This window comes from Cytobacillus oceanisediminis (genome assembly GCF_007830235.1).
Taxonomy (GTDB): domain Bacteria; phylum Bacillota; class Bacilli; order Bacillales; family Cytobacillaceae; genus Cytobacillus; species Cytobacillus oceanisediminis.
The window spans coordinates 1-20,979 of the sequence record NZ_VLKI01000032.1 but is presented as its reverse complement, the minus strand read 5'-3'; the positions used below and the strand labels follow the sequence as shown (position 1 = coordinate 20,979).

The 20,979-nt window shown below is 41.2% G+C and carries 21 protein-coding genes, 1 tRNA gene, 1 pseudogene and 1 riboswitch; of the genes and pseudogenes, 14 read left to right on the top strand and 9 right to left on the bottom strand.

The window, feature by feature from the left end:
* Window positions 1–257 precede the first annotated feature (257 nt).
* Window positions 258–331, top strand: a tRNA-Gly gene (locus tag IQ19_RS26260).
* Window positions 332–445: 114 nt separating this feature from the next.
* Here the strand turns inward: IQ19_RS26260 and IQ19_RS26255 are convergent.
* Window positions 446–1,114, bottom strand: a complete 669-nt coding sequence (locus IQ19_RS26255) for a B3/B4 domain-containing protein (RefSeq protein WP_144546545.1) — start codon at window positions 1,112–1,114, stop codon at window positions 446–448.
* A gap of 108 nt (window positions 1,115–1,222) precedes the next feature.
* Here IQ19_RS26255 and queG point away from each other — a divergent pair, with 108 nt between their 5' ends.
* The 5 genes from queG (at window position 1,223) to IQ19_RS26230 (ending at window position 7,193) form a co-directional block, all read left to right on the top strand.
* Window positions 1,223–2,356 (top strand): tRNA epoxyqueuosine(34) reductase QueG, encoded by a 1,134-nt coding sequence (queG, locus tag IQ19_RS26250; protein ID WP_144546543.1) that lies wholly within the window; start codon window positions 1,223–1,225, stop codon window positions 2,354–2,356.
* Window positions 2,357–2,619: 263 nt separating this feature from the next.
* The gene (locus IQ19_RS26245; protein WP_144546541.1) at window positions 2,620–3,501 is read left to right on the top strand and encodes an amidase domain-containing protein; all 882 of its coding nucleotides are present in this window, start codon (window positions 2,620–2,622) and stop codon (window positions 3,499–3,501) included.
* A 60-nt stretch (window positions 3,502–3,561) separates the two neighbouring features.
* Window positions 3,562–4,035, top strand: coding sequence for a tRNA (uridine(34)/cytosine(34)/5-carboxymethylaminomethyluridine(34)-2'-O)-methyltransferase TrmL (gene trmL, locus IQ19_RS26240; protein WP_144546539.1), 474 nt, complete (start codon window positions 3,562–3,564; stop codon window positions 4,033–4,035).
* 100 nt (window positions 4,036–4,135) lie between these two features.
* Window positions 4,136–4,885: an oxygen-insensitive NADPH nitroreductase gene (nfsA, locus tag IQ19_RS26235; RefSeq protein WP_144546537.1), complete on the top strand. Its 750-nt coding sequence runs from the start codon at window positions 4,136–4,138 to the stop codon at window positions 4,883–4,885.
* Between the two features lie 412 nt (window positions 4,886–5,297).
* Window positions 5,298–7,193 (top strand): PrkA family serine protein kinase, encoded by a 1,896-nt coding sequence (locus IQ19_RS26230; protein WP_144546535.1) that lies wholly within the window; start codon window positions 5,298–5,300, stop codon window positions 7,191–7,193.
* Between the two features lie 539 nt (window positions 7,194–7,732).
* On the opposite strand, the gene IQ19_RS27900 is transcribed toward IQ19_RS26230, so the two are convergent.
* Window positions 7,733–7,870: a hypothetical protein gene (locus IQ19_RS27900; RefSeq protein WP_158638914.1), complete on the bottom strand. Its 138-nt coding sequence runs from the start codon at window positions 7,868–7,870 to the stop codon at window positions 7,733–7,735.
* Between the two features lie 112 nt (window positions 7,871–7,982).
* Between IQ19_RS27900 and IQ19_RS26225 the strand changes: the two genes are divergently transcribed.
* Complete coding sequence (locus IQ19_RS26225; RefSeq protein ID WP_144546533.1) at window positions 7,983–8,168, top strand: hypothetical protein; 186 nt, start codon at window positions 7,983–7,985, stop codon at window positions 8,166–8,168.
* A 334-nt stretch (window positions 8,169–8,502) separates the two neighbouring features.
* Window positions 8,503–9,675 carry a sporulation protein YhbH gene (gene yhbH / locus IQ19_RS26220; RefSeq protein ID WP_144546530.1) on the top strand — a complete coding sequence of 391 codons (1,173 nt, stop codon included), beginning with the start codon at window positions 8,503–8,505 and terminating at the stop codon, window positions 9,673–9,675.
* A 251-nt stretch (window positions 9,676–9,926) separates the two neighbouring features.
* Here the strand turns inward: yhbH and IQ19_RS26215 are convergent, their stop codons facing one another.
* On the bottom strand, window positions 9,927–10,766 hold the full coding sequence (locus IQ19_RS26215; RefSeq protein ID WP_144546528.1) for a YsnF/AvaK domain-containing protein: 840 nt from the start codon (window positions 10,764–10,766) through the stop codon (window positions 9,927–9,929).
* Window positions 10,767–11,059: 293 nt separating this feature from the next.
* Here IQ19_RS26215 and IQ19_RS26210 point away from each other — a divergent pair, with 293 nt between their 5' ends.
* Together IQ19_RS26210 and IQ19_RS26205 are read left to right on the top strand one after the other, a co-directional pair.
* Complete coding sequence (locus IQ19_RS26210; protein ID WP_144546526.1) at window positions 11,060–11,692, top strand: NUDIX hydrolase; 633 nt, start codon at window positions 11,060–11,062, stop codon at window positions 11,690–11,692.
* A gap of 98 nt (window positions 11,693–11,790) precedes the next feature.
* Window positions 11,791–11,895: riboswitch (SAM riboswitch) on the top strand.
* A gap of 116 nt (window positions 11,896–12,011) precedes the next feature.
* Window positions 12,012–13,229 carry a homoserine dehydrogenase gene (locus tag IQ19_RS26205; RefSeq protein ID WP_144546524.1) on the top strand — a complete coding sequence of 406 codons (1,218 nt, stop codon included), beginning with the start codon at window positions 12,012–12,014 and terminating at the stop codon, window positions 13,227–13,229.
* 82 nt (window positions 13,230–13,311) lie between these two features.
* Here IQ19_RS26205 and IQ19_RS26200 read toward each other — a convergent pair whose 3' ends face one another.
* A complete protein-coding gene (locus IQ19_RS26200; protein ID WP_144546522.1) occupies window positions 13,312–13,506 on the bottom strand; it encodes a hypothetical protein in 195 nt (64 codons plus the stop codon).
* A gap of 157 nt (window positions 13,507–13,663) precedes the next feature.
* The gene (locus tag IQ19_RS26195) at window positions 13,664–14,200 is read right to left on the bottom strand and encodes a CBO0543 family protein (protein WP_144546520.1); all 537 of its coding nucleotides are present in this window, start codon (window positions 14,198–14,200) and stop codon (window positions 13,664–13,666) included.
* 204 nt (window positions 14,201–14,404) lie between these two features.
* Here IQ19_RS26195 and IQ19_RS26190 point away from each other — a divergent pair, with 204 nt between their 5' ends.
* Window positions 14,405–15,556, top strand: coding sequence for a cation:proton antiporter (locus tag IQ19_RS26190; RefSeq protein WP_144546518.1), 1,152 nt, complete (start codon window positions 14,405–14,407; stop codon window positions 15,554–15,556).
* Between the two features lie 21 nt (window positions 15,557–15,577).
* On the opposite strand, the gene IQ19_RS26185 is transcribed toward IQ19_RS26190, so the two are convergent.
* Window positions 15,578–16,303: a DUF421 domain-containing protein gene (locus IQ19_RS26185; RefSeq protein ID WP_144546516.1), complete on the bottom strand. Its 726-nt coding sequence runs from the start codon at window positions 16,301–16,303 to the stop codon at window positions 15,578–15,580.
* A 117-nt stretch (window positions 16,304–16,420) separates the two neighbouring features.
* On the bottom strand, window positions 16,421–17,047 hold the full coding sequence (locus IQ19_RS26180) for a DNA-3-methyladenine glycosylase (RefSeq protein WP_144546514.1): 627 nt from the start codon (window positions 17,045–17,047) through the stop codon (window positions 16,421–16,423).
* A 259-nt stretch (window positions 17,048–17,306) separates the two neighbouring features.
* Between IQ19_RS26180 and proC the strand changes: the two genes are divergently transcribed.
* Entirely contained in the window at window positions 17,307–18,122 is an 816-nt protein-coding gene (gene proC / locus IQ19_RS26175; protein WP_144546512.1) for a pyrroline-5-carboxylate reductase, read from the top strand.
* Window positions 18,123–18,135: 13 nt separating this feature from the next.
* Window positions 18,136–18,657 carry a GNAT family N-acetyltransferase gene (locus IQ19_RS26170; RefSeq protein ID WP_144546510.1) on the top strand — a complete coding sequence of 174 codons (522 nt, stop codon included), beginning with the start codon at window positions 18,136–18,138 and terminating at the stop codon, window positions 18,655–18,657.
* 84 nt (window positions 18,658–18,741) lie between these two features.
* Here the strand turns inward: IQ19_RS26170 and IQ19_RS26165 are convergent.
* Window positions 18,742–18,918, bottom strand: a pseudogene (locus tag IQ19_RS26165) (ATP-binding protein); the annotation flags it as partial.
* A 293-nt stretch (window positions 18,919–19,211) separates the two neighbouring features.
* Here IQ19_RS26165 and IQ19_RS26160 point away from each other — a divergent pair.
* Entirely contained in the window at window positions 19,212–20,600 is a 1,389-nt protein-coding gene (locus tag IQ19_RS26160; RefSeq protein WP_144546506.1) for an L-cystine transporter, read from the top strand.
* Window positions 20,601–20,755: 155 nt separating this feature from the next.
* Here IQ19_RS26160 and IQ19_RS26155 read toward each other — a convergent pair.
* The coding region (locus IQ19_RS26155) for a transposase (RefSeq protein ID WP_199749560.1) at window positions 20,756–20,979 on the bottom strand (224 nt) is incomplete at its 5' end.

Below are 20,979 nucleotides of genomic sequence, written 5' to 3'. Positions count from 1 at the left end.
TGCTGAATTTAGTACTATTAAATAGTTGATTCGACATCGGGGTTATTTAGCTTTTGACAAGATACGACAAAGTGGTTAAATTTAACACAAATAAAAATGCGGGTGTAGTTTAGTGGTAAAACCTCAGCCACGAGCGACGCTTCCATGAAATATCTACGAGTTGCCTCGACGCATCCATCTTCACTGAATCAGCTTGAAGAGGAAGAGGCATGAAAGAGCGGGAAAAAAGTTAGTATTTAGTTAAATTAATTATATACGCGGGTGTAGTTTAGTGGTAAAACCTCAGCCTTCCAAGCTGATGATGAGGGTTCGATTCCCTTCACCCGCTCCATACATAGCCAACGCAGTGTTTCGTTCAAAAAGAACGAGGTATTGCGTTTTTTCATTTTTGGCTACTATCCGGTACCAGGTACCACCCGAAGTTTGTCGAAATAAAAGGGTGCTTTTAGCACCCGATTACCTTATAGTTCCCTTCGCCCCCATGGACTTGTGTGTACATGTTCATCAATGATTCAACCATTTTCTCAGCTTGCTCGGTTTTAAGTGAAGGACGCAAATAAATGATTTGAACGGCATTTTTTGTTTGTTCTGTCACAGCTGTTCTTTCAGAGTCGACAAATGGGCTGCCAAAGGGTCCCGCTGCATCTTCGCTAATAATTAAATTGGCCAGTGAATTGGGTCTTCCATTTAAACCGTTATATTCATCGCCTTCTTTGCCAAGCCTGATAGATAAATCACCAGAAAGCTTGTCTGCATCATAAACGCCAATCGGAATTTGATATTCCAATGAGAAGAAGTTGTTAATATCTATTGAGCTGTTGACTGGCTGCAGGTAATTCTGCTTTTTAATTCTTCGGTACAGTGCTTCAGCAGAATGTCGGTAGCGGTTTGGATCCTTTCCTGCTGTCTTGAAGATCTGTCTCCATTCTTTAATGCCTTCCAGGTCCGTGACGTTTTTATCCTCTAAATCAAAATAGATAGATTCCTGGAACAGCTGGAGACGGCCTTTTACCATTTGCGGAGACTGTCCGATTTCTATATTTGTATATGTAATAATACCGATTTTAAAATGCGGAAATAGTTCGTACAGCTCGGGAGAAATTGTAATTTCCAAGCTTTCCACCTCCAAATTTACTTTAAAATAGTTTATCATAATAAGCGATGTTTCTATAAATAATGACCTTATAAGTATATAAATTTTCATAGAAGGGAGGTTTTCAATATCGACTTTGCACAGTTCAAGCAAGAAGTAATTGAGTACAGCAAAACAATCGGGATTGATAAAATCGGATTTACAACGGCGAGCACTTTTGATGAGATGAAGAATAGGCTGATCAGGCAGCAGGAGCTTCAGTATCAGTCAGGTTTTGAAGAGCCTGATATTGAAAAAAGGGTAAATCCCGGTCTTTTAGTGGACAAACCGAGATCGATTATCTCGATTGCACTTGCATATCCTTCAAAAATGAAGGTAAGGGTTGTCAGTAAAAAGGGTGAGAGAAGAGGGATCTTTTGCCGTGCTTCGTGGGGTAAAGACTATCACCATGTATTGAGAGACCGTCTTCAAAAGCTTGAAGAATTTATTCACGCGAGGGTACCTGAAGCGATCTGCAAATCAATGGTGGATACAGGCGAGCTTGTGGATAGGGCAGTTGCACAGCGGGCTGGCATTGGCTGGAGCGGAAAAAACTGTTCCATCATTACACCCGAATTTGGTTCGTACGTGTACCTGGGAGAAATGATTACGAACCTTCCGTTTGAATCTGACGAGCCAATGGAGGACAGATGCGGCAGCTGCAATAAATGTGTTGAGGTGTGCCCGACGGGAGCTTTAATCCAGGGCGGGCAGCTCGATGCACAGAAGTGTATTGCTTTCTTAACGCAGACGAAAGGCTTCTTGGCAGAACCTTATAGAGAAAAGCTGGGGAACAGGCTTTATGGCTGTGATACCTGCCAAACGGTCTGCCCTGAAAATAAAGGCAAGGACTTTCATTCTCATGAAGAGATGGAGCCGGATCCGGAAGTTGCCAAACCGCTTCTAAGGCCGCTGCTTTTCATTAGCAACCGTGAATTTAAGGAAAAGTTCGGCCCTGTTTCAGGCTCTTGGAGAGGGAAGAAGCCAATTCAGCGAAATGCTATTATTGCTTTGGCCCATTATAAAGATGAAACAGCGATCGGTGATCTGATTAAAGTCATGACAACAGATCCGCGGCCAGTAATCAGGGGAACGGCAGCCTGGGCACTGGGAAAAATCGGCGGTGAAGAATCTCTTTCAGCCCTGGAATTTGCTTTACAACACGAAAAAGATGAAGAGGTTCTTGCAGAAATCAAAAAAGGCTTAAGTTATATAGAACAGTAATGAGGGGGAATTTTCCTCCTTATTTTTTATGCGATTTATCTGGAAATAGCTATACGCAGAGAAATTTGGCTATACGCAGAGAAAAGTTTTTTGTACAGAGAAAAACGACCCGACTGGAGATAAAGCATTCTATGATTCATTAAATAAGCTCCTAATTTGAAAATATGCCTGCCATCCCTTAAAATTGCTGCCTTTTTGAGCAAAATTTAAGCAAGGTCCATTCACCGCCCTCATATGTATTGAGTATGAGAGGAGTGAGATACGTGAGGGACCAGCTTCAGGAGCTTTTAATTAAAAGAGTGCAGCAGTGCGTTTCCCATTCGAGAAATTCGATTCATACTTGCCCCAAAATTGAAAAAAAGAAGGAATCTTTGTCCAGCCGTTCAGGGGAAATTGTCAAAGCCCAGGCCACTGGGAAAGTTACCAGAGTTGGTGCGGAAAAAGATGATGTTAAGCAAGTTGAATACAATGTCCACATCAAATACTTAATTAAGCATAAGGGCATGCTCTATATGGAAGAGGAAGTTGAAGAGCGCATAGCTGAATTTTATAAAGGAGTTTTAGTCGAGGATCAGGAGAAAAATCCTTATAAAGATATCCGAGTGGAACAAGACCAGTTAACCCGCGATAATGAAGGGGAAGAAGAGAGATTGGAATATAAATATGACCGGATGAAAGCCGTGCAGTATGCAGAAAAATGGTGGAACAGCTATAATCCGGCTTATAAAAAATTCGAGGTGGATTGTACCAATTATATTTCCCAGTGCCTTCATGTAGGGGGCGGCCCTATGAGGGGTTATCCAAACCGCGGAAAAGGGTGGTGGATGAGAAGCGAAAACTGGAGCTTCAGCTGGTCGGTCGCCAATTCGATGAGATTGTATCTACCGGGTTCGAGTGCAGGGTTAAGGGCAAAGGAGGTCTCCAGTCCGGATCAGCTCTTACTGGGAGATGTCATTTGCTATGATTTTCAGGGAGATGGGCGGTTTGACCATACCACCATTGTCACCGGAAAAGATGCTGTAGGAATGCCGCTAGTCAATGCCCATACTTATAACAGCAGGATGCGATATTGGGCTTATGAAGACTCAACGGCATACACACCCAACATAAAGTATAAATTTTTCACAATCACCGATGACAGGTAATTTGTAAGAGGAAGTCAAAGTGATATAATAGCATGAGAGTATAATTTAGAGGTGAAAAACGTGGCATTGCATGTAGTTTTATACCAGCCAGAAATTCCGGCTAACACAGGAAATATTGCCCGCACTTGTGCGGCAACCGATACAACATTGCATTTGATCCGTCCGCTTGGCTTTTCCACTGATGATAAAATGCTGAAGCGTGCCGGATTGGATTATTGGCAATATGTAAATATTATTTATCATGATTCACTTGATGACTTCTTTAAAAACAGTGAAGGCGGTGAATACTTCTATTTAACGAAGTACGGCACCAAGCCGCATTCCACATTCGATTACAGCAATGTGGACAAAGATTACTATTTTATTTTTGGCAAGGAAACGACTGGCCTTCCAAAGGATGTTATTGAAAGCAACATAGATCATGCTTTAAGAATCCCGATGAACGACAACGTCCGTTCGCTGAACTTATCAAACACAGCAGCCATTCTTGTCTATGAAGCGCTGCGCCAGCAGGATTATTTACATTTAAAGTAAAGCTTGCTCGAGGCCTGATTTCCGTCAGGCCTTTTCCTTTGGAGAAAACTTTCTTTTCTGGGTAAAATGAAAGGGTACATATGGAAAGGGATGAGATGCAATGAATGAAATAACAAACCTGCTTATGGACCATCGTTCAGTACGGCATTTTGAGGACAAGCCTTTAACCAGGGAACAAATTGAAACCATCGTGCTGTCTGCTCAGGCAGCTTCCACTTCAAGCTTTGTACAGGCCTATTCGATAATTGGGGTTACGGATAAAGAGAAAAAAGCAAAACTCGCAGAGTTCGCCGGCAATCAAAGCTATGTGGCTGAAAATGGGCATTTCTTTGTTTTTTGTGCAGATTTGCATCGCCATGAGGTGATTGGCCAAATGGAAAACAAAGATGTGATTCCTTCAATAGAAAGCACGGAAAAGTTTATGGTGGCAATGATAGATGCCGCATTGGCAGCGCAGAATGCTGTTATTGCCGCTGAATCCATGGGGTTGGGAATTTGCTATATTGGTGGAATTAGAAATAATCTGGAAGGTGTTGCGGAGCTTTTGAAGACACCGGATCGTGTTATTCCGTTGTTTGGATTGGCTGTAGGTTATCCTGCCAAAAAGAATGATAAAAAGCCAAGGCTGCCTCTTCAGCATATTTATCATGAAAATGAATACAAGCAGGATGAAGAAGCCTACCGTGAGGAACTTGAGATGTATAATAGAATTATTTCTGAGTATTATGATGAGCGGACGGACGGCAGACGGAAGGACACATGGACCGGCCAAATTGGCGGCATGATGGAAAAACAGACAAGAATGTATATGAAGGATTTTGTCCAAGGGAAGAAAATGGATTTAAAATAAAATTTAAACCAAAGAAAAAAGCTGCTGATAGATCAGCAGCTTATTTGTTGTTTACGCCTGGCTTGTCATCATATCCGGCAGTGAAAATAGCAGCTAAGAAAGTAACCATTACACCGATAATAATAATTGTACCCATTTATATGTAATCCTCCTTTTATTTATATGTCAATAGGCAAGCATAAATATATAAATTTATTATAGCCCAAATTAGAATAACTGTGAATGAAAAGTGTAGAGTTTTTTTTACAGCTTGCCTGTACTGCAAAATTTTTTCTAAACCAAGGTTTTAGAACTCCTATATACCATCCCCATAAAAAGGACAAATCAAACTCTCAACAGATACGCATGTTCAATTGCCCAAGCGCATAGAGTATATTAATCGTCTCTGATAATGCGACAGGGGGAGGTCCTTATGGATATTCTAAAAAAAATTGAGATGTATCGACATGAAGAGGAAAAGCTTAAATGGGAAGGGACTTTTGGAGAGTATTTAGAAATTGTTAAAGAGAAGCCATGGGTTGCCCAGTCAGCACATTCACGGGTATATAACATGATTAAAGATGCCAGTGTGGAAGAAGTGAAGGGGCAAAAAAGATATCAGTTTTTCAGCAATCAGCTTTTTGGCCTTGAAGAAGCGCTTGAAAGGCTCGTGGAGGAATATTTCCATCCGGCAGCCAAACGCCTGGATGTACGAAAAAGGATCCTTTTACTAATGGGGCCGGTCAGCGGCGGTAAATCAACATTAGTGACAATGCTAAAAAGAGGTTTGGAGCAATATTCTCATTCTGATAGGGGAGCGGTCTATGCTATTAAGGGCTGCCCAATGCATGAAGATCCGCTTCATTTAATCCCGCATCATCTCCGCAAGGACTTTTATGATGAATATGGAATCAGAATTGAAGGAAACTTATCGCCATTGAATAGTATGCGCCTCGAACAGGAGTATGGCGGCCGTATAGAGGATGTTATGATTGAGAGAATTATTTTCTCAGAGGACCGCAGGGTAGGAATTGGAACTTTCAGCCCTTCAGATCCCAAATCTCAGGATATTGCCGATTTAACTGGCAGCATCGACTTTTCAACCATTGCTGAATATGGATCAGAATCCGATCCTCGCGCCTATCGCTTCGATGGGGAACTGAACAAGGCAAACCGCGGTATGATGGAATTCCAGGAAATGCTGAAGTGCGATGAGAAATTCTTATGGCATTTATTATCTCTCACACAGGAAGGCAATTTTAAAGCAGGGCGTTTTGCCTTAATTTCAGCAGATGAGCTAATTGTAGCTCACACGAACGAAACGGAGTACCGTTCGTTCATTTCAAACAAGAAAAACGAAGCGCTGCATTCCCGGATAATCGTCATGCCGGTTCCTTATAATCTAAAAGTTTCAGAAGAAGAAAAGATTTACGATAAAATGATTCGCGAAAGCGATGTTGCTAATGTGCATATCGCTCCGCATACCTTGAGAGTTGCAGCGATGTTTACGATCTTAACCCGTCTGAAGGATCCGAAAAAAGGCGATATTGATTTAGTAAAGAAAATGCGTTTGTATGATGGAGAAAGCGTAGAGGGCTATAACAGAGCGGACGTAGATGAATTGAAAAAAGAGCATTCGGATGAAGGCATGAGCGGTATTGATCCGCGTTATGTAATTAACCGGATCTCTTCTACGATCATCCGCAAAAATATTACCAGCATTAATGCGCTTGATGTATTGCGTTCTCTGAAGGAGGGATTGGATCAGCATCCATCCATCACTCCAGAACTTAAGGAAAGATACCTGAACTTTATTTCACTTGCCCGCAAAGAATATGATGATATTGCCAAAAAAGAAGTCCAAAAAGCGTTTGTCTACTCTTATGAAGAATCCGCGAAAACACTTATGGAAAACTATCTTGATAATGTCGAGGCATACTGCAATAAGGCGAAGCTGCGCGATCCATTAACAGGCGAGGAAATCAGCCCGGATGAAAAGCTGATGCGTTCCATCGAGGAGCAAATCGGCATTTCGGAAAATGCGAAAAAAGCGTTCAGAGAAGAGATCCTTATCCGTATTTCCGCATATGCGAGAAAAGGAAAGCGGTTTGACTATAATTCACATGATCGCCTTCGTGAAGCCATCCAGAAGAAGTTATTTGCTGACCTGAAGGATGTAGTAAAGATTACGACATCCTCTAAAACACCGGATGAGCAGCAGCTGAAGAAGGTCAATGAAGTGGTAGCAAGATTAATTGATGAGCATGGTTATAACTCAACTTCAGCAAATGAATTGCTGCGCTATGTTGGAAGCTTGCTGAATCGATAAATTTTAAAAAGCCTGGCAAAATGCTGCCAGGCTTTTTTATGCAGATAGCATTTGGGGAATTTGCAAAATATATTGGAAAATCTGTAAATAAAGGATGGTTTTTGCAAATAAGTATAATAGACAGCTCGCATTTAGTGTCTAAAGAATGCCAGAACGGCGAAAATGAAGGCCTAATTTATATATGCTCTTTTCTAAAAGATTGTTGTTTTTGAATAGGTTCTGTGAGGTAAACAAGGTTGGTTGATTGGAGCGTAAGGTGCTAATCCCGCGAAAATGCATTCGCATTTTCTTCGTGCGGTGTTATTCAAAGAAGCTTATTCAATGTCCTGCGGGAGGAGCGGGACAGGTGAGATCCCACAGGTGCTGCGCACCGAGGATGCTCACCGCCCGCCCCGCGGTTTGCTGAGCATCCTGGAGCGGAAATCAACCTCTCCTCACTTAGCAACAAAGTTTGCGAAAACAGCCTTTATATAAAAGCAAAAAGAGCGCCAAAAAATGGAGTATAATCCCAAATAAAAAAGAGGCGGAGCGCCTCTCAATCATTTTTCTTCAGCTTTTTTTATAAGATCGTCACGTTTCTCCTGGCATTCCGGACAAACTGGCTTATTTTCAATATAAGCAGTCCGATCATATATGGATAATTCACCGCACCGGTCACAGCAAAGGAATTCGCTCATTAAATCCCCCCTTTGGTTAAATCATATTTTGGCTTGGCTTTTTTTATGACCGAAGCAAGGGAAAAGTTTAAACAAGCCAGATCGGGGAATATAACCACTAGAGGTGATATTCATGAAAAAGAAAGAATTGGACAAGAATTATACACCGAGAAACAGCTCAATGGCAGAGAACGTTGAAGAGATGAAGAATCTGGGCAATCAGATGGAAAACCTGCGTACCAATAAAGAATTAAAGGAAGAATATAGTAAATACCCTGATCCTATACAGAATAAGAAGGAAGATAAAGACCTCCGCTAAATAGCGGAGGTTTATTTATGTATAAAAAACTGGCACAGTCCTAGGACGCCAACCCATTTTTAAAAAAGGGCTTGTCCAAAAGAGGCTACTAATGTCTTATTGTCAAAATTATTTGTAAATTATTTTGTCTTCTTGCATAAGATAGAGTAATAAACATTTCTTTTGCAGGAGCCTAAAAGGGTTTTGGAAGCTGCCGATATGGCAGGGAAATGAGTCTATGGAAAGCAGGCAGACTGCTGATTTAGGGACGATGCATCTTTTTTGACACTCGCGATATTGTATGTTGGAAGGCTGGAATGTGTGAAAAAATTTAATTTTTAAAGGAGGGGTTAAAATGACGAATGTCAATAACCATCAGTTTGTAATATCCCAAGAAGATTGGTCCCTCCATCGCAAAGGCCATGATGACCAGCAGCGTCATCAGGATAAAGTTCAAGAAGCAATCCGCAACAATTTGCCTGATTTAATAACGGAAGAGAACATTGTGATGTCGAATGGGCGGGAAGTAGTAAAAATACCAATTCGTTCATTGGACGAATACAAAATCCGTTATAACTATGATAAAAATAAACATGTCGGCCAAGGCGATGGAGATAGCCAAATTGGAGATGTAGTGGCACGCGATGGTTCCGGCAGCCAAAAAGGGCCCGGAAAAGGGCAGGGAGCAGGCGACCAGGCAGGCGAGGATTATTTCGAAGCAGAAGTTTCATTAATGGAAATTGAGGAAGCACTTTTTAAACAGCTGGAATTGCCTAATTTGAAGAAAAAAGAACAGGATGAAAACCTGGTGGAAAACATAGAATTTAATGATATCCGGAAAACGGGGCTCATGGGCAATATTGATAAGAAACGGACGATGATGTCTGCATTCAAACGTAATGCGATGAGCGGCAAGGCAGCCTTCCACCCAATTTATAAGGAAGATTTGAAGTTCAAAACATGGAATGAAATTGTAAAGCCGGATTCAAAAGCAGTTGTGCTGGCCATGATGGATACGAGCGGCAGCATGGGGATCTGGGAAAAGTATATGGCCAGAAGCTTTTTCTTCTGGATGACCCGATTCCTGAGGACTAAATACGAAACGGTGGAAATTGAATTTATTGCCCACCATACAGAAGCGAAGGTGGTCTCAGAGGAGGATTTCTTCTCCAAGGGTGAGAGCGGAGGAACGATTTGCTCGTCTGCATACCGTAAAGCGCTTGAACTTATTGATATGAAATACAACCCGCGCAAATATAATATTTACCCGTTCCATTTCTCTGACGGTGATAACCTGACCTCTGACAATGCCCGTTGCGTAAAGCTTGTGGAAGACCTAATGAAAGTATCCAATATGTTTGGATACGGCGAAGTCAACCAGTACAACCGACACTCGACCCTAATGTCCGCGTATAAAAACATCAAAAACGACGATTTCCGATATTATATTCTCAAGCAAAAAGCAGACGTATTCCACGCCATGAAGAGCTTTTTTAAACAAGAAGATGAAAAGAAGATGTATGCTTAATAAGAGGGGGAAACCTCTCTTTTTATTTTCGCAGAAAAAAGACCCCAAAATTGGGGTCATAAAAAATACGTCCATATGGCATGAAAAAGGTTCCTAGTCTGCCCAGGAAAATACCTTCCCGTGCTATGCTGGTGGAGAATTCCATTTAATTTCCGTCAATTCGCCATCCCTTTGATTGATATGAATATACCCATTTTAGAAAATATATTCTTATAGATCCCGATCATTTTTCATTTAGGGTGAAAAAACTATTACAGCTCGTCCCTATTTAAAGGCTCACCCGCGTCCAGTTCCGCACGTGTTTTAATATCCACTTCTTCATGTTTTACATTTTCGGTGATCGTCTTAGTATCCTGGACTTTTCTCTTTCCTATCACAATCTCTTCAGTTACTACTGGTTTCTTTTCCACTTGCAAAACTTCTTCTCTCAGCGGCACACGGAGGGTTTCTTCTTCGTCAATAGGCTTTTGGGCGCCTGCATTCGGGTTTACCGGTTTGCGCCTCTCAATAAAAGCTTCTTCATGTGAGACAGGAATGTCAACATTTTGCTGTTCCTCGACAACTTTTTTGGTAACCTCCACCTCACCTGATTTTTCAGCCAGTTTTTTGATGTCCAGCTGTTCTTCTTTTACTTCGAGAACCTCTTCTCGGGCTGAGGCACTTTCCCGGTAGGCTTCAGTCTGCTCCTCTGTCTGACCCTGATTTTCCTTCTGGGCAGCGGGGTATGTGCCATAGTGGTCGACGATTAAGACATATTTACCATCGAAAACCATGCTGGCATACTCATCCAGGTCATGCTCATCAAATCTTGTTCCGTCTTTTTTATCAGGATCTATGCCCGAGCTAGTTGCGGGGTCTTCGCCCATAAATAGAGCTTTAACTGAGTCAAGGAAGCGCTGGTTGCCCAGTTCCTGGGATCCGACTATTTTTAGGTGTACACCATAATTGTCGGCAAAGCTTTCAAGATTTGCTCCATCTTTTGAGACAATAACCAGGTTTTCTTTTTGGTATCCATTGGACTCCGCTCCTTCAATCGCTTCTTTGAGCTCCTGCTGTGTATCATAACCGCCGATTAATATATTTTTCTTCATATCTTCTCACTCCTAAAATCTTGTTTTGTTTTTACTTTCCCGGAAGAACGGCTTCGGAAACTTTATTAAGAGATTGGGAAGCATACATGTCACTATGAAAATTTGAAATGGCGGCTAAGAGTGGGATTTGTACAACATTGTTTTCTGCATGAAGCGTTTTTTCCAAGTATGTAAAATATACGCGATTTCCGAATATTTAACAGGTACGAGCCGTATGAATTAATAAATCCATGTAAATACAGTATGATAAAGATACACTCTATTATCTGGAACTTGCTGCTGGAGGTGGAAATGTGGAGATTGAGAAGCTGGCTAAACAGCTGAAAGACCGGACCCCTGTTATTTTAGGGAGTGAGCGATTTTCGAAATTTGCCATTTTGCTTCCGCTGGTTGAAATAAATGAGGAAATTCATGTTCTGTTTGAAGTGCGTTCGCTTAAAATGAGGAGGCAGCCTGGTGAGGTATGTTTTCCAGGGGGAAGGATTGATCCTGGCGACAGGGATGAAGAGCATACTGCTATCCGGGAGACCTCGGAGGAACTGGGTATTAGCGAAGATAGCATCACAGATATTTCCCCGTTAGATTACATGATTTCTTTTGGGCAAATCATTTATCCTTATGCAGGCATTATTAAAACGCCCAGCCAAATTGTGCCGAATCCTGCGGAGGTAGAAGAAGTCTTTACTGTACCGCTTTCTTTTCTTAAGGAAGTAAAGCCGGAAACTTACCATGTTAATTTTAAAGTGGAGCCTGAAGAGAATTTTCCTTTTGACTTAATAGTTGGAGGAGAAAATTATAATTGGCAAACAAGAAAGATGAAAGAGGTATTTTACTATTTTGAGGACAAAGTCATATGGGGGCTGACAGCAAGAATTCTGAAGCATTTCCTGGAAATCATATGCGAAACCCCCAGTGAGAATAATTAATAGTGAAAGCGTTTTATAAAAACTATTTTAAAAAAAGTGGTTGACGCGGTTCATTTAAATGTTTATGATTTATCTAATTAATTTAAATACTGAAAAACTTCTTATCAAGAGAGGCGGAGGGACTGACCCTATGAAGCCTCGGCAACCAGCATATATATGCCCGGTGCCAAATTCAGAGGAAATTTATTTTCCGAAGATGAGAAGGCGGAATGAATGGTACCTTAATTCAAACCCCTTCTTGTCTGTTGTGGACAGAAGGGGTTTTTTGTGTTGTTAAAGGCTTGGAAAGACACATTATTAAAGCAGGAGGAATGCAAATATGTCAGCGATATCAGTTGGGCTTTTGGGGTTTGGAACAGTAGGAAAAGGTGTTTATGAAACAATAAACAAACATCAGGGACGGCTTCAGGCCATACTTGGAAAACAAGTAAAGGTTTCTGCTATTCTCGTTAAGAATGTAGATAAGCATGATTTACCTGATAAGGATGTGCTTCTGACTGATGATTTTCAAAAAATTATTGAGCTTCCAAAGCTTGACGTTGTGATTGATGCGATCGTTGGAAAGGAGCCAGGCTATACCTATTTGCGCCAGGCTGTTACGAGAGGCTGCCATGTGATAACAGCAAATAAAGAGATGTTTGCACATCATGGAAGTGAATTAAAAACGCTGGCAAAAGAGCATAACGTCTCATTGGGTTTTGAAGCAACGGTTGGAGGCGGGATTCCAATTATCCAGACTCTCAAGCAGCTGCTTAATGCCAATAAAATTGAGAGGATTGAAGGCATCCTAAATGGCACATCCAATTTTATTCTAACTAGTATGCGCGAAGAGAAGCTTTCATTTGAAACCGCGTTGAAAATCGCCCAGGAGAAAGGGTACGCAGAAGCAGACCCTGAAAACGATATCGAAGGATATGATGCGTTTTATAAAGCGGTCGTCCTGAGTGAACTTGTTTTCGGAAAGACGCCGGAGTGGGAGAAATCAACAAGGAAAGGTATTACCGATATTTCTATTGAGCAAATCAATATCGCTTCTTCTCTGGGCTTAAGATTTAAGCATGTGGCTTCTCTTGAGAAGGAAAAAAATGAAGTCCGATGTACAGTGAAACCCGTATTGGTTGGGGAGTCGCATCCTTTGTACAGGGTTGAAGGAGTACAAAACGCGGTTTCGATTGATGCAGATATCGTAGGGAATATAAGCCTCCAAGGGCCTGGAGCGGGAATGTTTCCAACAGCGAGTGCGATTGTAGAGGACTTGATCCATCTTGGTACAAATGATTTCCCGGCTGTTTTTGAAGAAGATGAAGCTGAAGGGATTGAGGGGGGATTGCCTGTATGGGCATTGCTTGGAGAAGCAGACCACGCAAAATTACCTGAAGACTTTGAAATCCTTGGAAGAATTTCATCGGATGCGGTAATTGTAAAGGCTTCAGAGGAAGCTGTGGATTCATTGGACGATACCACTCTAATTGCTTATCAAATACTTGGAGATCATGGCTTTGCGGAAGTCCTGGCTGAACAAGTGCAGCCAGTTTAAGAAATGAAATCCTTAAAAACCAAACAGGAGGAGCAGCTTATGGGCTGCCCCTCCTGCATTATGCTTATAGAGATGGTGGATGTTATGCCTGCTGATTTTTCAATAAAGACTGATTTAGTCCGGAGTATAGATCCTTTACATGAACCGTCACGATCTTAGCGCCAATCTGGACATGGACCATATTATCAAAAACAGCTGTTACCAGGCCGTTTAATGACACATTCGCACCAATATTTACATCTTTATCAGGAACTTTCACGTTCTTCTTATCTGCCATCGTAACACCATCCCATTCCATTTTATTAAAAATTATTCATACAAAGAATATTGCCTTTTTATAGTAAAATAAACGCTCAAATGAAAAAAGTCCAGTAAAAAAGCCTGGTTTTTTATCGACAAATTCCTTTGGGTGCCAGGTACCTGTCGAATTTTCTTTAACGGAAGACTGATGATGGCACATCAAACTGATTCCATAGGAAGAAGATGAATAGGATGGAAAGGGTCCAGGCTGCCACAGGCCGTTTGTGGTGAATCAAAAGAATGATAAACATGACAGAGTTAAAAAAGACTGACCACTTTAAGCTCCACCCATTAGAGTATTTAATCAAGTTTAATTTAATATCAATGATCTCATTAATTGTATAAAGGAGAACCCAGCCTGAAATGTACAGGGTTCTTTTTAATATGCTGCTTTTGGGGAATCTGTGTAAAAAAATTAGAATGGTGGCAGGGTATTTTACGGCCATGATGGAGAAAGTGATATGAGTGTTAGTCAGGTTGACTTGCTCATCAATTCCCTGAGGGTTATATCTCCACATCGGGTAGTGGTCAGATAGCAAATATAAATAAAGAAAATCCCCCAAAATAAAGAAAAGCAGGGTGGGATAATAACTTTTCCAGTTTCTCCAGTCCCCCCATTTCCACAAAGCAAAAAGCCATACAAAAGCATAAAGCGCATTCAATCCATTCATCCCCTTGCCACTCCATAAACCTGTTATTCCTATATTAACCAATTAAAATGATATTAAAAAAGTCCAGCATAGGTATTTAGTTTGTTTTTTTCAGTAATTTTCCTGTACTCCGAAATTAGTCCTAACTTACAGGAATGATTCTAGGAGGAAAGGGGTATGGATAGTTCATAAAATATAACTCACAAAAAGGATGATATACTGCATATGAATATGCCTCTTGCAATAGGGCTAATTTTTCTTGTCCTATTTATAACCGCTTTAATCGGGATAAAAATATTAAGAATCCCCGATATTGTTATTTATATTATCTTAGGAGCCGGAATCGGCTTTTTCGGATATTTCCCGGATACAAAGGTAATTGAAGTTGCCGGGGAAATTGGCCTAATCCTTCTATTCTTCCTGCTTGGAATGAAATTTTCCGTTCGTGAATTAAGAAAAAACGGAAATAAAGTTTTGAAGCCAGGCCTATTGGATGTCCTGCTTGGTGTGGGAGTGACCACGGCAATTGCTTATATCGCTGGTCAAAACTTATTTGTATCGTTATTTATCGGCGGAATTGTTTATGCTACAAGTTCCTCTATTACGGTCAAGCTTCTGGAAAGCAAAAATCGCCTTGAAGACAAAGATTCCAAATATATGCTTTCCCTATTAATTTTTGAAGACCTTGTCGCCCCCATCCTCGTGACGGTGTTAATTGGCTTAAGCGGGGAAAGCTTCTCATTTGTAGATTTTCTATTAATTTTTCTAAAAGTTGCCCTCTTAGCGGGCATCGCTATATGGATGAGCAGAATTGTTCTTCATAAAGCCCAGCATTGGATGAAAAAGGTTGCCAATGAAGATTCGTTTTTAATTTTGGTTTTGGGAGTGGCGATTACCTATGGCGGATTTGCGGTATTCCTTGGGCTTTCAGAGGTTATTGGCGCTTTTCTTGCTGGAATCATGCTTGCCGGAACTGTCGTAAAGGATAAAGTTGAAGAAGTTGTTTTTCCAGTCAGAAATCTCTTTCTCCCCTTCTTCTTCCTTAACTTTGGTCTTTCACTGGAATTTAAAGAGGATGTACCATCCCTTGGGCTCCTGGGTATTATCGTTTTATGGTCGATCATCCATAAGCTGGCTGTTGGGTATTTCGGCGGACAATGGTATGGATTATCTAAAACGGATTCCCTCAAGTCGGGTTTTTCATTGGCCTCAAGGGGAGAATTCTCTGTAATTATTGCCGGATTGGCAACAGGAGGACTTAAGGTATTTGCGGGTGCATATATCTTAATTGCCGCTTTAATTGGAATGCTGCTGTTCCAATTAGCACCTCGCCTGCAATCATGGCTGACTAAAAAACAGCAGGAGAGACAAGCATAGACCTGGGAAGCCGCACTTTCCCTAATGGAAAAGGAGCGGCTCCTCCGGTTTATCTTTATCATCTTTTAATGAAATATGAAGTTCTCTTTTCTTATTTACAGCTGCATAAAATACATCCTCAAGGTTTTTAATCTGCATTTTTAACAATTCCTGCTTAAGCCACTCTTCACTAATGTTTTCCCGCCGCATGACATTTCTATAAACAATTCCATCGACGATAATGGGGAGTTCCCAGCTGCTGTCCCTAATAGGGGATGTAAAATGCTCTACCCGAGCCGTTTCTTTTTGTGGTATTAATTTTACAGAAAGCTCTCCACTTGCTTCAATCATAGCCATTTCAACATCTTTTAAATTAAACACATTTTTCTCACGCAGCATTTGCAGCACATTATCAATCGAATATTTAATGGTTCTCATATTTTTGACCAGAAACTGTCCTTTGTAAATGACGATGGTTGGCTCAAATGTGACCAGTTTTCCAAACTTTCTATTTTTAATTTTTAAATAGGAAACGAGCATTTGCAAGGAGGCGATGCCAATCACTGCGAACATGGTGAAGAGGTGATTAACCTTTGGTTCTGCTATATCGGCGCCCACTACGGAGCCAAGGGTCAGAATGACTAAAAAATCAAAGACCGGCAGTTCTCCTATGGATCTTTTCCCCATAATTAAGGTAACAGCTAATAATAACGGCAAAATTGTATAGATCCTTCCAAATACCTTCAGCAAATCAATAAAAGCTTCCATTACAGCACCCCATAAAACTTTCTTTATCAGACATTGTTTGTTTAGAGCTGCTTTTTTACACAGAAAGTTTTATAAAAAATGATGTTGTTTGGAAAAAGTTCTTCAGCGATTGGACAATTAATCCTTCTTTCTATGCCGTGATACAAAAGGATTGTCGGTAATCCAAAACCTCCACGGATAATCCTTTGCTTCACCGGAGTTATCGATCCCAATCCGTTTTCCGCGGGAGATTTCCTGTGGAGTGATTCCTTTAACGAGCAGAAGAGGAGGTTCGGTAAAATGGCGGCCATAGTCACCCATGGTAATTCCTAAAGCTTTCGTCAATTTCCCCGGTCCATTTGTGAGATTCTTGGGGATTTCTATGTTTCTCCTTTTCTTCATTAGTTCAATACCATCAACCGGCTCGACTGCCCTTATTAGAATGGCTTCAGGCTTATCCGTGGGGCCGCTGACGACATTCACCAAACAGTGTGTATGCATAACATATGTATAGGCAACTCCAGCCTCGCTGAACATTATTTCAGTCCTTTTTGTTCTTCTGTTTCCAAAGCTATGTGCCGCCCGGTCTTCCGGTCCCATATACGCCTCTGTTTCAACAATATAGCCTGAGGCAATGCCTTCTTCTGTTTCATTTATCAAAAGGCAGCCTAATAGAGCCTCAGCCAATTTGAGTGTGGGCTGCTGAAAGAAATCTTCCGGAAGGGGATTATATGGGTTAGTATTTTTAAGATGTTTATTTGACATAAAAATCTCTCCAAATGAGTTTTTTCTCATGAATAATCAGACTGGGAAAAAGACTTTGCAGGCAAAGGGATATCTTTGCAGCGAATCTATTTTTTTGATAGATTGCAGCTTAATGCTTTAAAGCTGAATCCTTTTTTCTTATGCTATTACCCTGTGCCATTTTTTCATAACCATACCATTGGCAAGTGAAGATTTTTGTTTAGTAAAAGTGGCTGAAGTATAATAGCAAAAGCAAATACATATCAGGATGTGTAATTACATGAATAAAAAAATTGGATTTATCGGCTGCGGTAAAATGGCGCAGGCAATCATTGGCGGAATTTTAAAATCCAAAGCTGTCACACCAGGGCACATAATCGCCACTGCCAAAACAAAGGAGACGCTCGCGGATGTTAAAAATAGACTTGGCATTGAGATTTGCTTCTCGAATAAACAGGCAGCAGTGGAGACGGATATCTTATTTCTGGCTGTAAAGCCTGATCTTCATAGTGCTGTTATTGATGAAATCAAAGACTATATTAAGCCGGGTGCGATCATTATAACAATTGCAGCAGGCATCAGCTTGGACTATTTGGAAAAAGCATTTGGACAAAAGATAAAGGCAATCCGCTCCATGGTAAATACTCCATCGTTGGTTGGAGGAGGAATGAGCGTAATTGCAGCGAATACATTAGTATCCGCAGAGGATCTTGAAGAGGTTATTCAAATTTTCTCAAGCATAGGGAGAGCAGAAGTGATGGAAGAGAAAATGTTGGATGCAATTCCAGCCATCAGCGGCTCTTCGCCGGCCTATGTTTATATGTTTATTGAAGCTTTGGCAGATGGCGGTGTCAAGGCTGGACTGCCTAGAAAACAATCCTATCAGATGGCAGCACAGGCTGTTTTAGGGGCTGCTAAAATGGTTTTGGAAACGGGGAAACACCCGGCAGAATTAAAGGACCAGGTCTGTACTCCAGGAGGGGCAACGATTGAAGCAGTAGCGGAGCTGGAGAAGAAGGGATTCCGTGCTGCTGTCTTGTCTGCAATGGAAGAATGTTATGATAAAACAAAGGCTCTCTCGGACAATAATAAATAGAAAGAGGATTATAATGATAGATATACGTCCCGAAAACCCAAGTGATTTTGAAAAAATTTCGGAAATAAACAATTTGGCATTTGGCCAGGAAAACGAAGGGAAGCTTGTAAGTCTGATTCGAAACTCCCCTCATTTTATCCCGGCACTATCATTAGTTGCGGAGAAAAATGGGAAAGTGGCAGGCCATATATTATTTAGTGAAGTGATGATTGAGACTTCAAGGGGAGCCATCGTAAATACAATTGGCCTCGCTCCGATGGCAGTGACGCCAGATCTTCAAAACCAGGGTATTGGTTCAGCTTTAGTTATGGCTGGTTTAGAAAGGTGCAAAGAATTGGGATGTGAACATATCGTTGTATTAGGCCATCCTGAGTTTTATCCCAGATTCGGGTTTGAACCGTCTGTAAAGTTTGGCATAAAGCCGCCCTTGCCTGTCCCTGAAAATGTCTTTATGGTTCTTGAGTTAACAGAAGGGGCGCTAGATGGGATAGAGGGGAAGGTCAAGTATCCCCCGGCATTTAATGAAGTTTCGTAAAATCTGAAATGAAAGACTAAAGAACCTGGCATAACTTTCCATGCCGGTTCTTTTTTATTGGATAAGCGGAAGGCGAATAGTGAATTAGGTGCCTTTATTCACTTTGCTTTCAGCTCTAATTGTACCGTCCATGCTTTCAAAAATTCTGGATACCACCATCATTCCGAGACCTGTCCCTGTTCCTTCTTTGGTTGAAAAATATAGCTCACGCAGCTTCTTCAGTTGGTCGGGGGTCATGCCTGATCCTGTATCAGCTATTTGAGGATCAGATTCTTTTCCTTTTCGTCCGTGGTGATATGCAAGGATAAGAAGAGAACCCAAGGAAAAAACAGCAGACAAAGATGTCACCATTATCAGCTTTTCTTTTAATTTATAATTTTATGAATTTATATTGAAAAGTAAAAATCCAAGAACCATCTTTAACTCAACAGAATATATTTAAAAACAAAACAGGAAAAGAGGGAAAAAAAATAATCCCGACTTGACTCATAGGAATACGTGTATTATAGTTAGTCATTATTAAAATATAAATTTTTTTAGGAGGATCATATCCAATGACTACAGGTCTTTTGGTTTTAAATATTGCTATTATGCTATTGCTTATATCCGGCTTGTATTATATGCAAAAAAAGCATATTTCTTTTTCAAAGCGGGTGTTTACTGCATTGGGATTAGGAATTTTGTTTGGTTTTGTCCTTCAGTTTATCTATGGTGCTGGATCAGAAATCATTGCCAAATCGGCAGACTGGTTTAATTTAGTCGGCGGAGGTTATGTTAAATTCCTGCAGATGATTGTTATGCCGCTTGTGTTCATTTCAATTCTGGCTGCTTTTACGAAGCTCAAATTAACTAATAATATCGGGAAAATCAGCGTCCTTATCCTCGGACTGCTTGTAGGTACAACAGCAGTAGCTGCTGCGGTCGGAATTGCCACGGCTGTCGGCTTCGATTTAGAGGCAGTTCAAATCAGTGGGGGCGATGCCGAAATAGCCCGCGGAGAACAGCTTGAAGAAACATATCAGGGCATAGAAGGAAGAACCTTCCCGCAGCAAATGCTTGATTTGCTCCCGGCCAACCCATTCCTTGATTTTACGGGAGCACGTCCAACATCCACTATTTCAGTAGTAATATTCGCAGCATTTCTGGGAATTGCTTATGTAGGTGCCAGAAGGAAAGTACCTGAGCAAGCAGAGCTTTTCGCAAAGATCGTGGATGCCTTCTATGCTATCATCATGCGCGTAGTTACATTAATTTTGCGTTTAACTCCTTATGGTGTTCTGGCGATTATGACCAAAACGGTCGCAATGAGTGACTTTGATTCTATTTTGAATTTGGGTAAATTTGTTGTCGCCTCTTATGTTGCGCTTGGAATCATGTTCCTGATTCACTTGCTGCTTCTGACAATGAGCGGCTTGAATCCTATAACTTATATGAAAAAGGCGTTTCCGGTATTAACCTTCGCCTTTACTTCAAGAACAAGCGCAGGCGCATTGCCTTTAAATATTAAAACCCAAAAATCATTGGGCGTTCCTGAAGGGATTGCCAATTTTGCAGGCTCATTCGGGCTTTCCATCGGACAAAACGGATGTGCTGGGATTTATCCGGCAATGCTGGCAGTTATGATTGCACCGACAGTAGGAATTAATCCACTGTCGCCAGGATTTGTTTTAACTGTCATTCTTATTGTAGCCATCAGCTCCTTTGGTGTGGCAGGTGTCGGCGGCGGTGCAACATTCGCAGCGATTCTTGTATTGTCTGCATTAGATCTTCCAATTGCACTGGCCGGCTTGCTTATCTCGATTGAACCGCTAATCGACATGGGCCGTACAGCCGTAAACGTAAGCGGATCGATGACATCCGGAATCCTGACCAGCCGAATCACCGGTGAAATCGACGGAAATATCTATAGCGATATGGACAATAAAATAGAAGCTGAAGCATAAAGAAAAAACGACAGGTACCTGGTACGAGGCCACTGAAAATCTGCCGATTTTTTGGTTTTCCTGGGGAGACCTGAATGAAAAAAGCCGGCTTATTCCGTATTTTTGGAATAAGCCCGGCTTTTTTTCTTGTTTTCAGTTCTCTTTTTACTTTATATTTACCCCAACAGCTTAAGTATTCTTTTTAGATTGACCGTAAATATGGCCATGGCGCCTTGTAATTCCATGCCAATTAGACCCGAGGATGTGGCTACATCATACCCGTGTCTGTGTTTTAACTCGCTATTCTTCGCCTCTATTTTATACCGTTCCCTGGATTTCTCCTTGAAGTACTCACTTTCCTGAAACTCCGCCTGATCTGAGTGTTCAGTTGACTTCAAGG

Excerpts from the sequence above, each read along its gene's own strand:
- IQ19_RS26195 (WP_144546520.1), bottom strand. The coding sequence starts at position 14,200 with ATGAATGGATTGAATGCGCTTTATGCTTTTGTATGGCTTTTTGCTTTG.
- IQ19_RS26180 (WP_144546514.1), bottom strand. The coding sequence starts at position 17,047 with ATGTCAAATAAACATCTTAAAAATACTAACCCATATAATCCCCTTCCG.
- nfsA (WP_144546537.1), top strand. The coding sequence starts at position 4,136 with ATGAATGAAATAACAAACCTGCTTATGGACCATCGTTCAGTACGGCAT.
- IQ19_RS26185 (WP_144546516.1), bottom strand. The coding sequence starts at position 16,303 with ATGGAAGCTTTTATTGATTTGCTGAAGGTATTTGGAAGGATCTATACA.
- IQ19_RS26205 (WP_144546524.1), top strand. The coding sequence starts at position 12,012 with ATGTCAGCGATATCAGTTGGGCTTTTGGGGTTTGGAACAGTAGGAAAA.
- IQ19_RS26160 (WP_144546506.1), top strand. The coding sequence starts at position 19,212 with ATGACTACAGGTCTTTTGGTTTTAAATATTGCTATTATGCTATTGCTT.
- yhbH (WP_144546530.1), top strand. The coding sequence starts at position 8,503 with ATGACGAATGTCAATAACCATCAGTTTGTAATATCCCAAGAAGATTGG.
- IQ19_RS26190 (WP_144546518.1), top strand. The coding sequence starts at position 14,405 with ATGAATATGCCTCTTGCAATAGGGCTAATTTTTCTTGTCCTATTTATA.
- IQ19_RS26230 (WP_144546535.1), top strand. The coding sequence starts at position 5,298 with ATGGATATTCTAAAAAAAATTGAGATGTATCGACATGAAGAGGAAAAG.
- IQ19_RS26200 (WP_144546522.1), bottom strand. The coding sequence starts at position 13,506 with ATGGCAGATAAGAAGAACGTGAAAGTTCCTGATAAAGATGTAAATATT.
- IQ19_RS26170 (WP_144546510.1), top strand. The coding sequence starts at position 18,136 with ATGATAGATATACGTCCCGAAAACCCAAGTGATTTTGAAAAAATTTCG.
- proC (WP_144546512.1), top strand. The coding sequence starts at position 17,307 with ATGAATAAAAAAATTGGATTTATCGGCTGCGGTAAAATGGCGCAGGCA.
- IQ19_RS26225 (WP_144546533.1), top strand. The coding sequence starts at position 7,983 with ATGAAAAAGAAAGAATTGGACAAGAATTATACACCGAGAAACAGCTCA.
- IQ19_RS27900 (WP_158638914.1), bottom strand. The coding sequence starts at position 7,870 with ATGAGCGAATTCCTTTGCTGTGACCGGTGCGGTGAATTATCCATATAT.
- IQ19_RS26215 (WP_144546528.1), bottom strand. The coding sequence starts at position 10,766 with ATGAAGAAAAATATATTAATCGGCGGTTATGATACACAGCAGGAGCTC.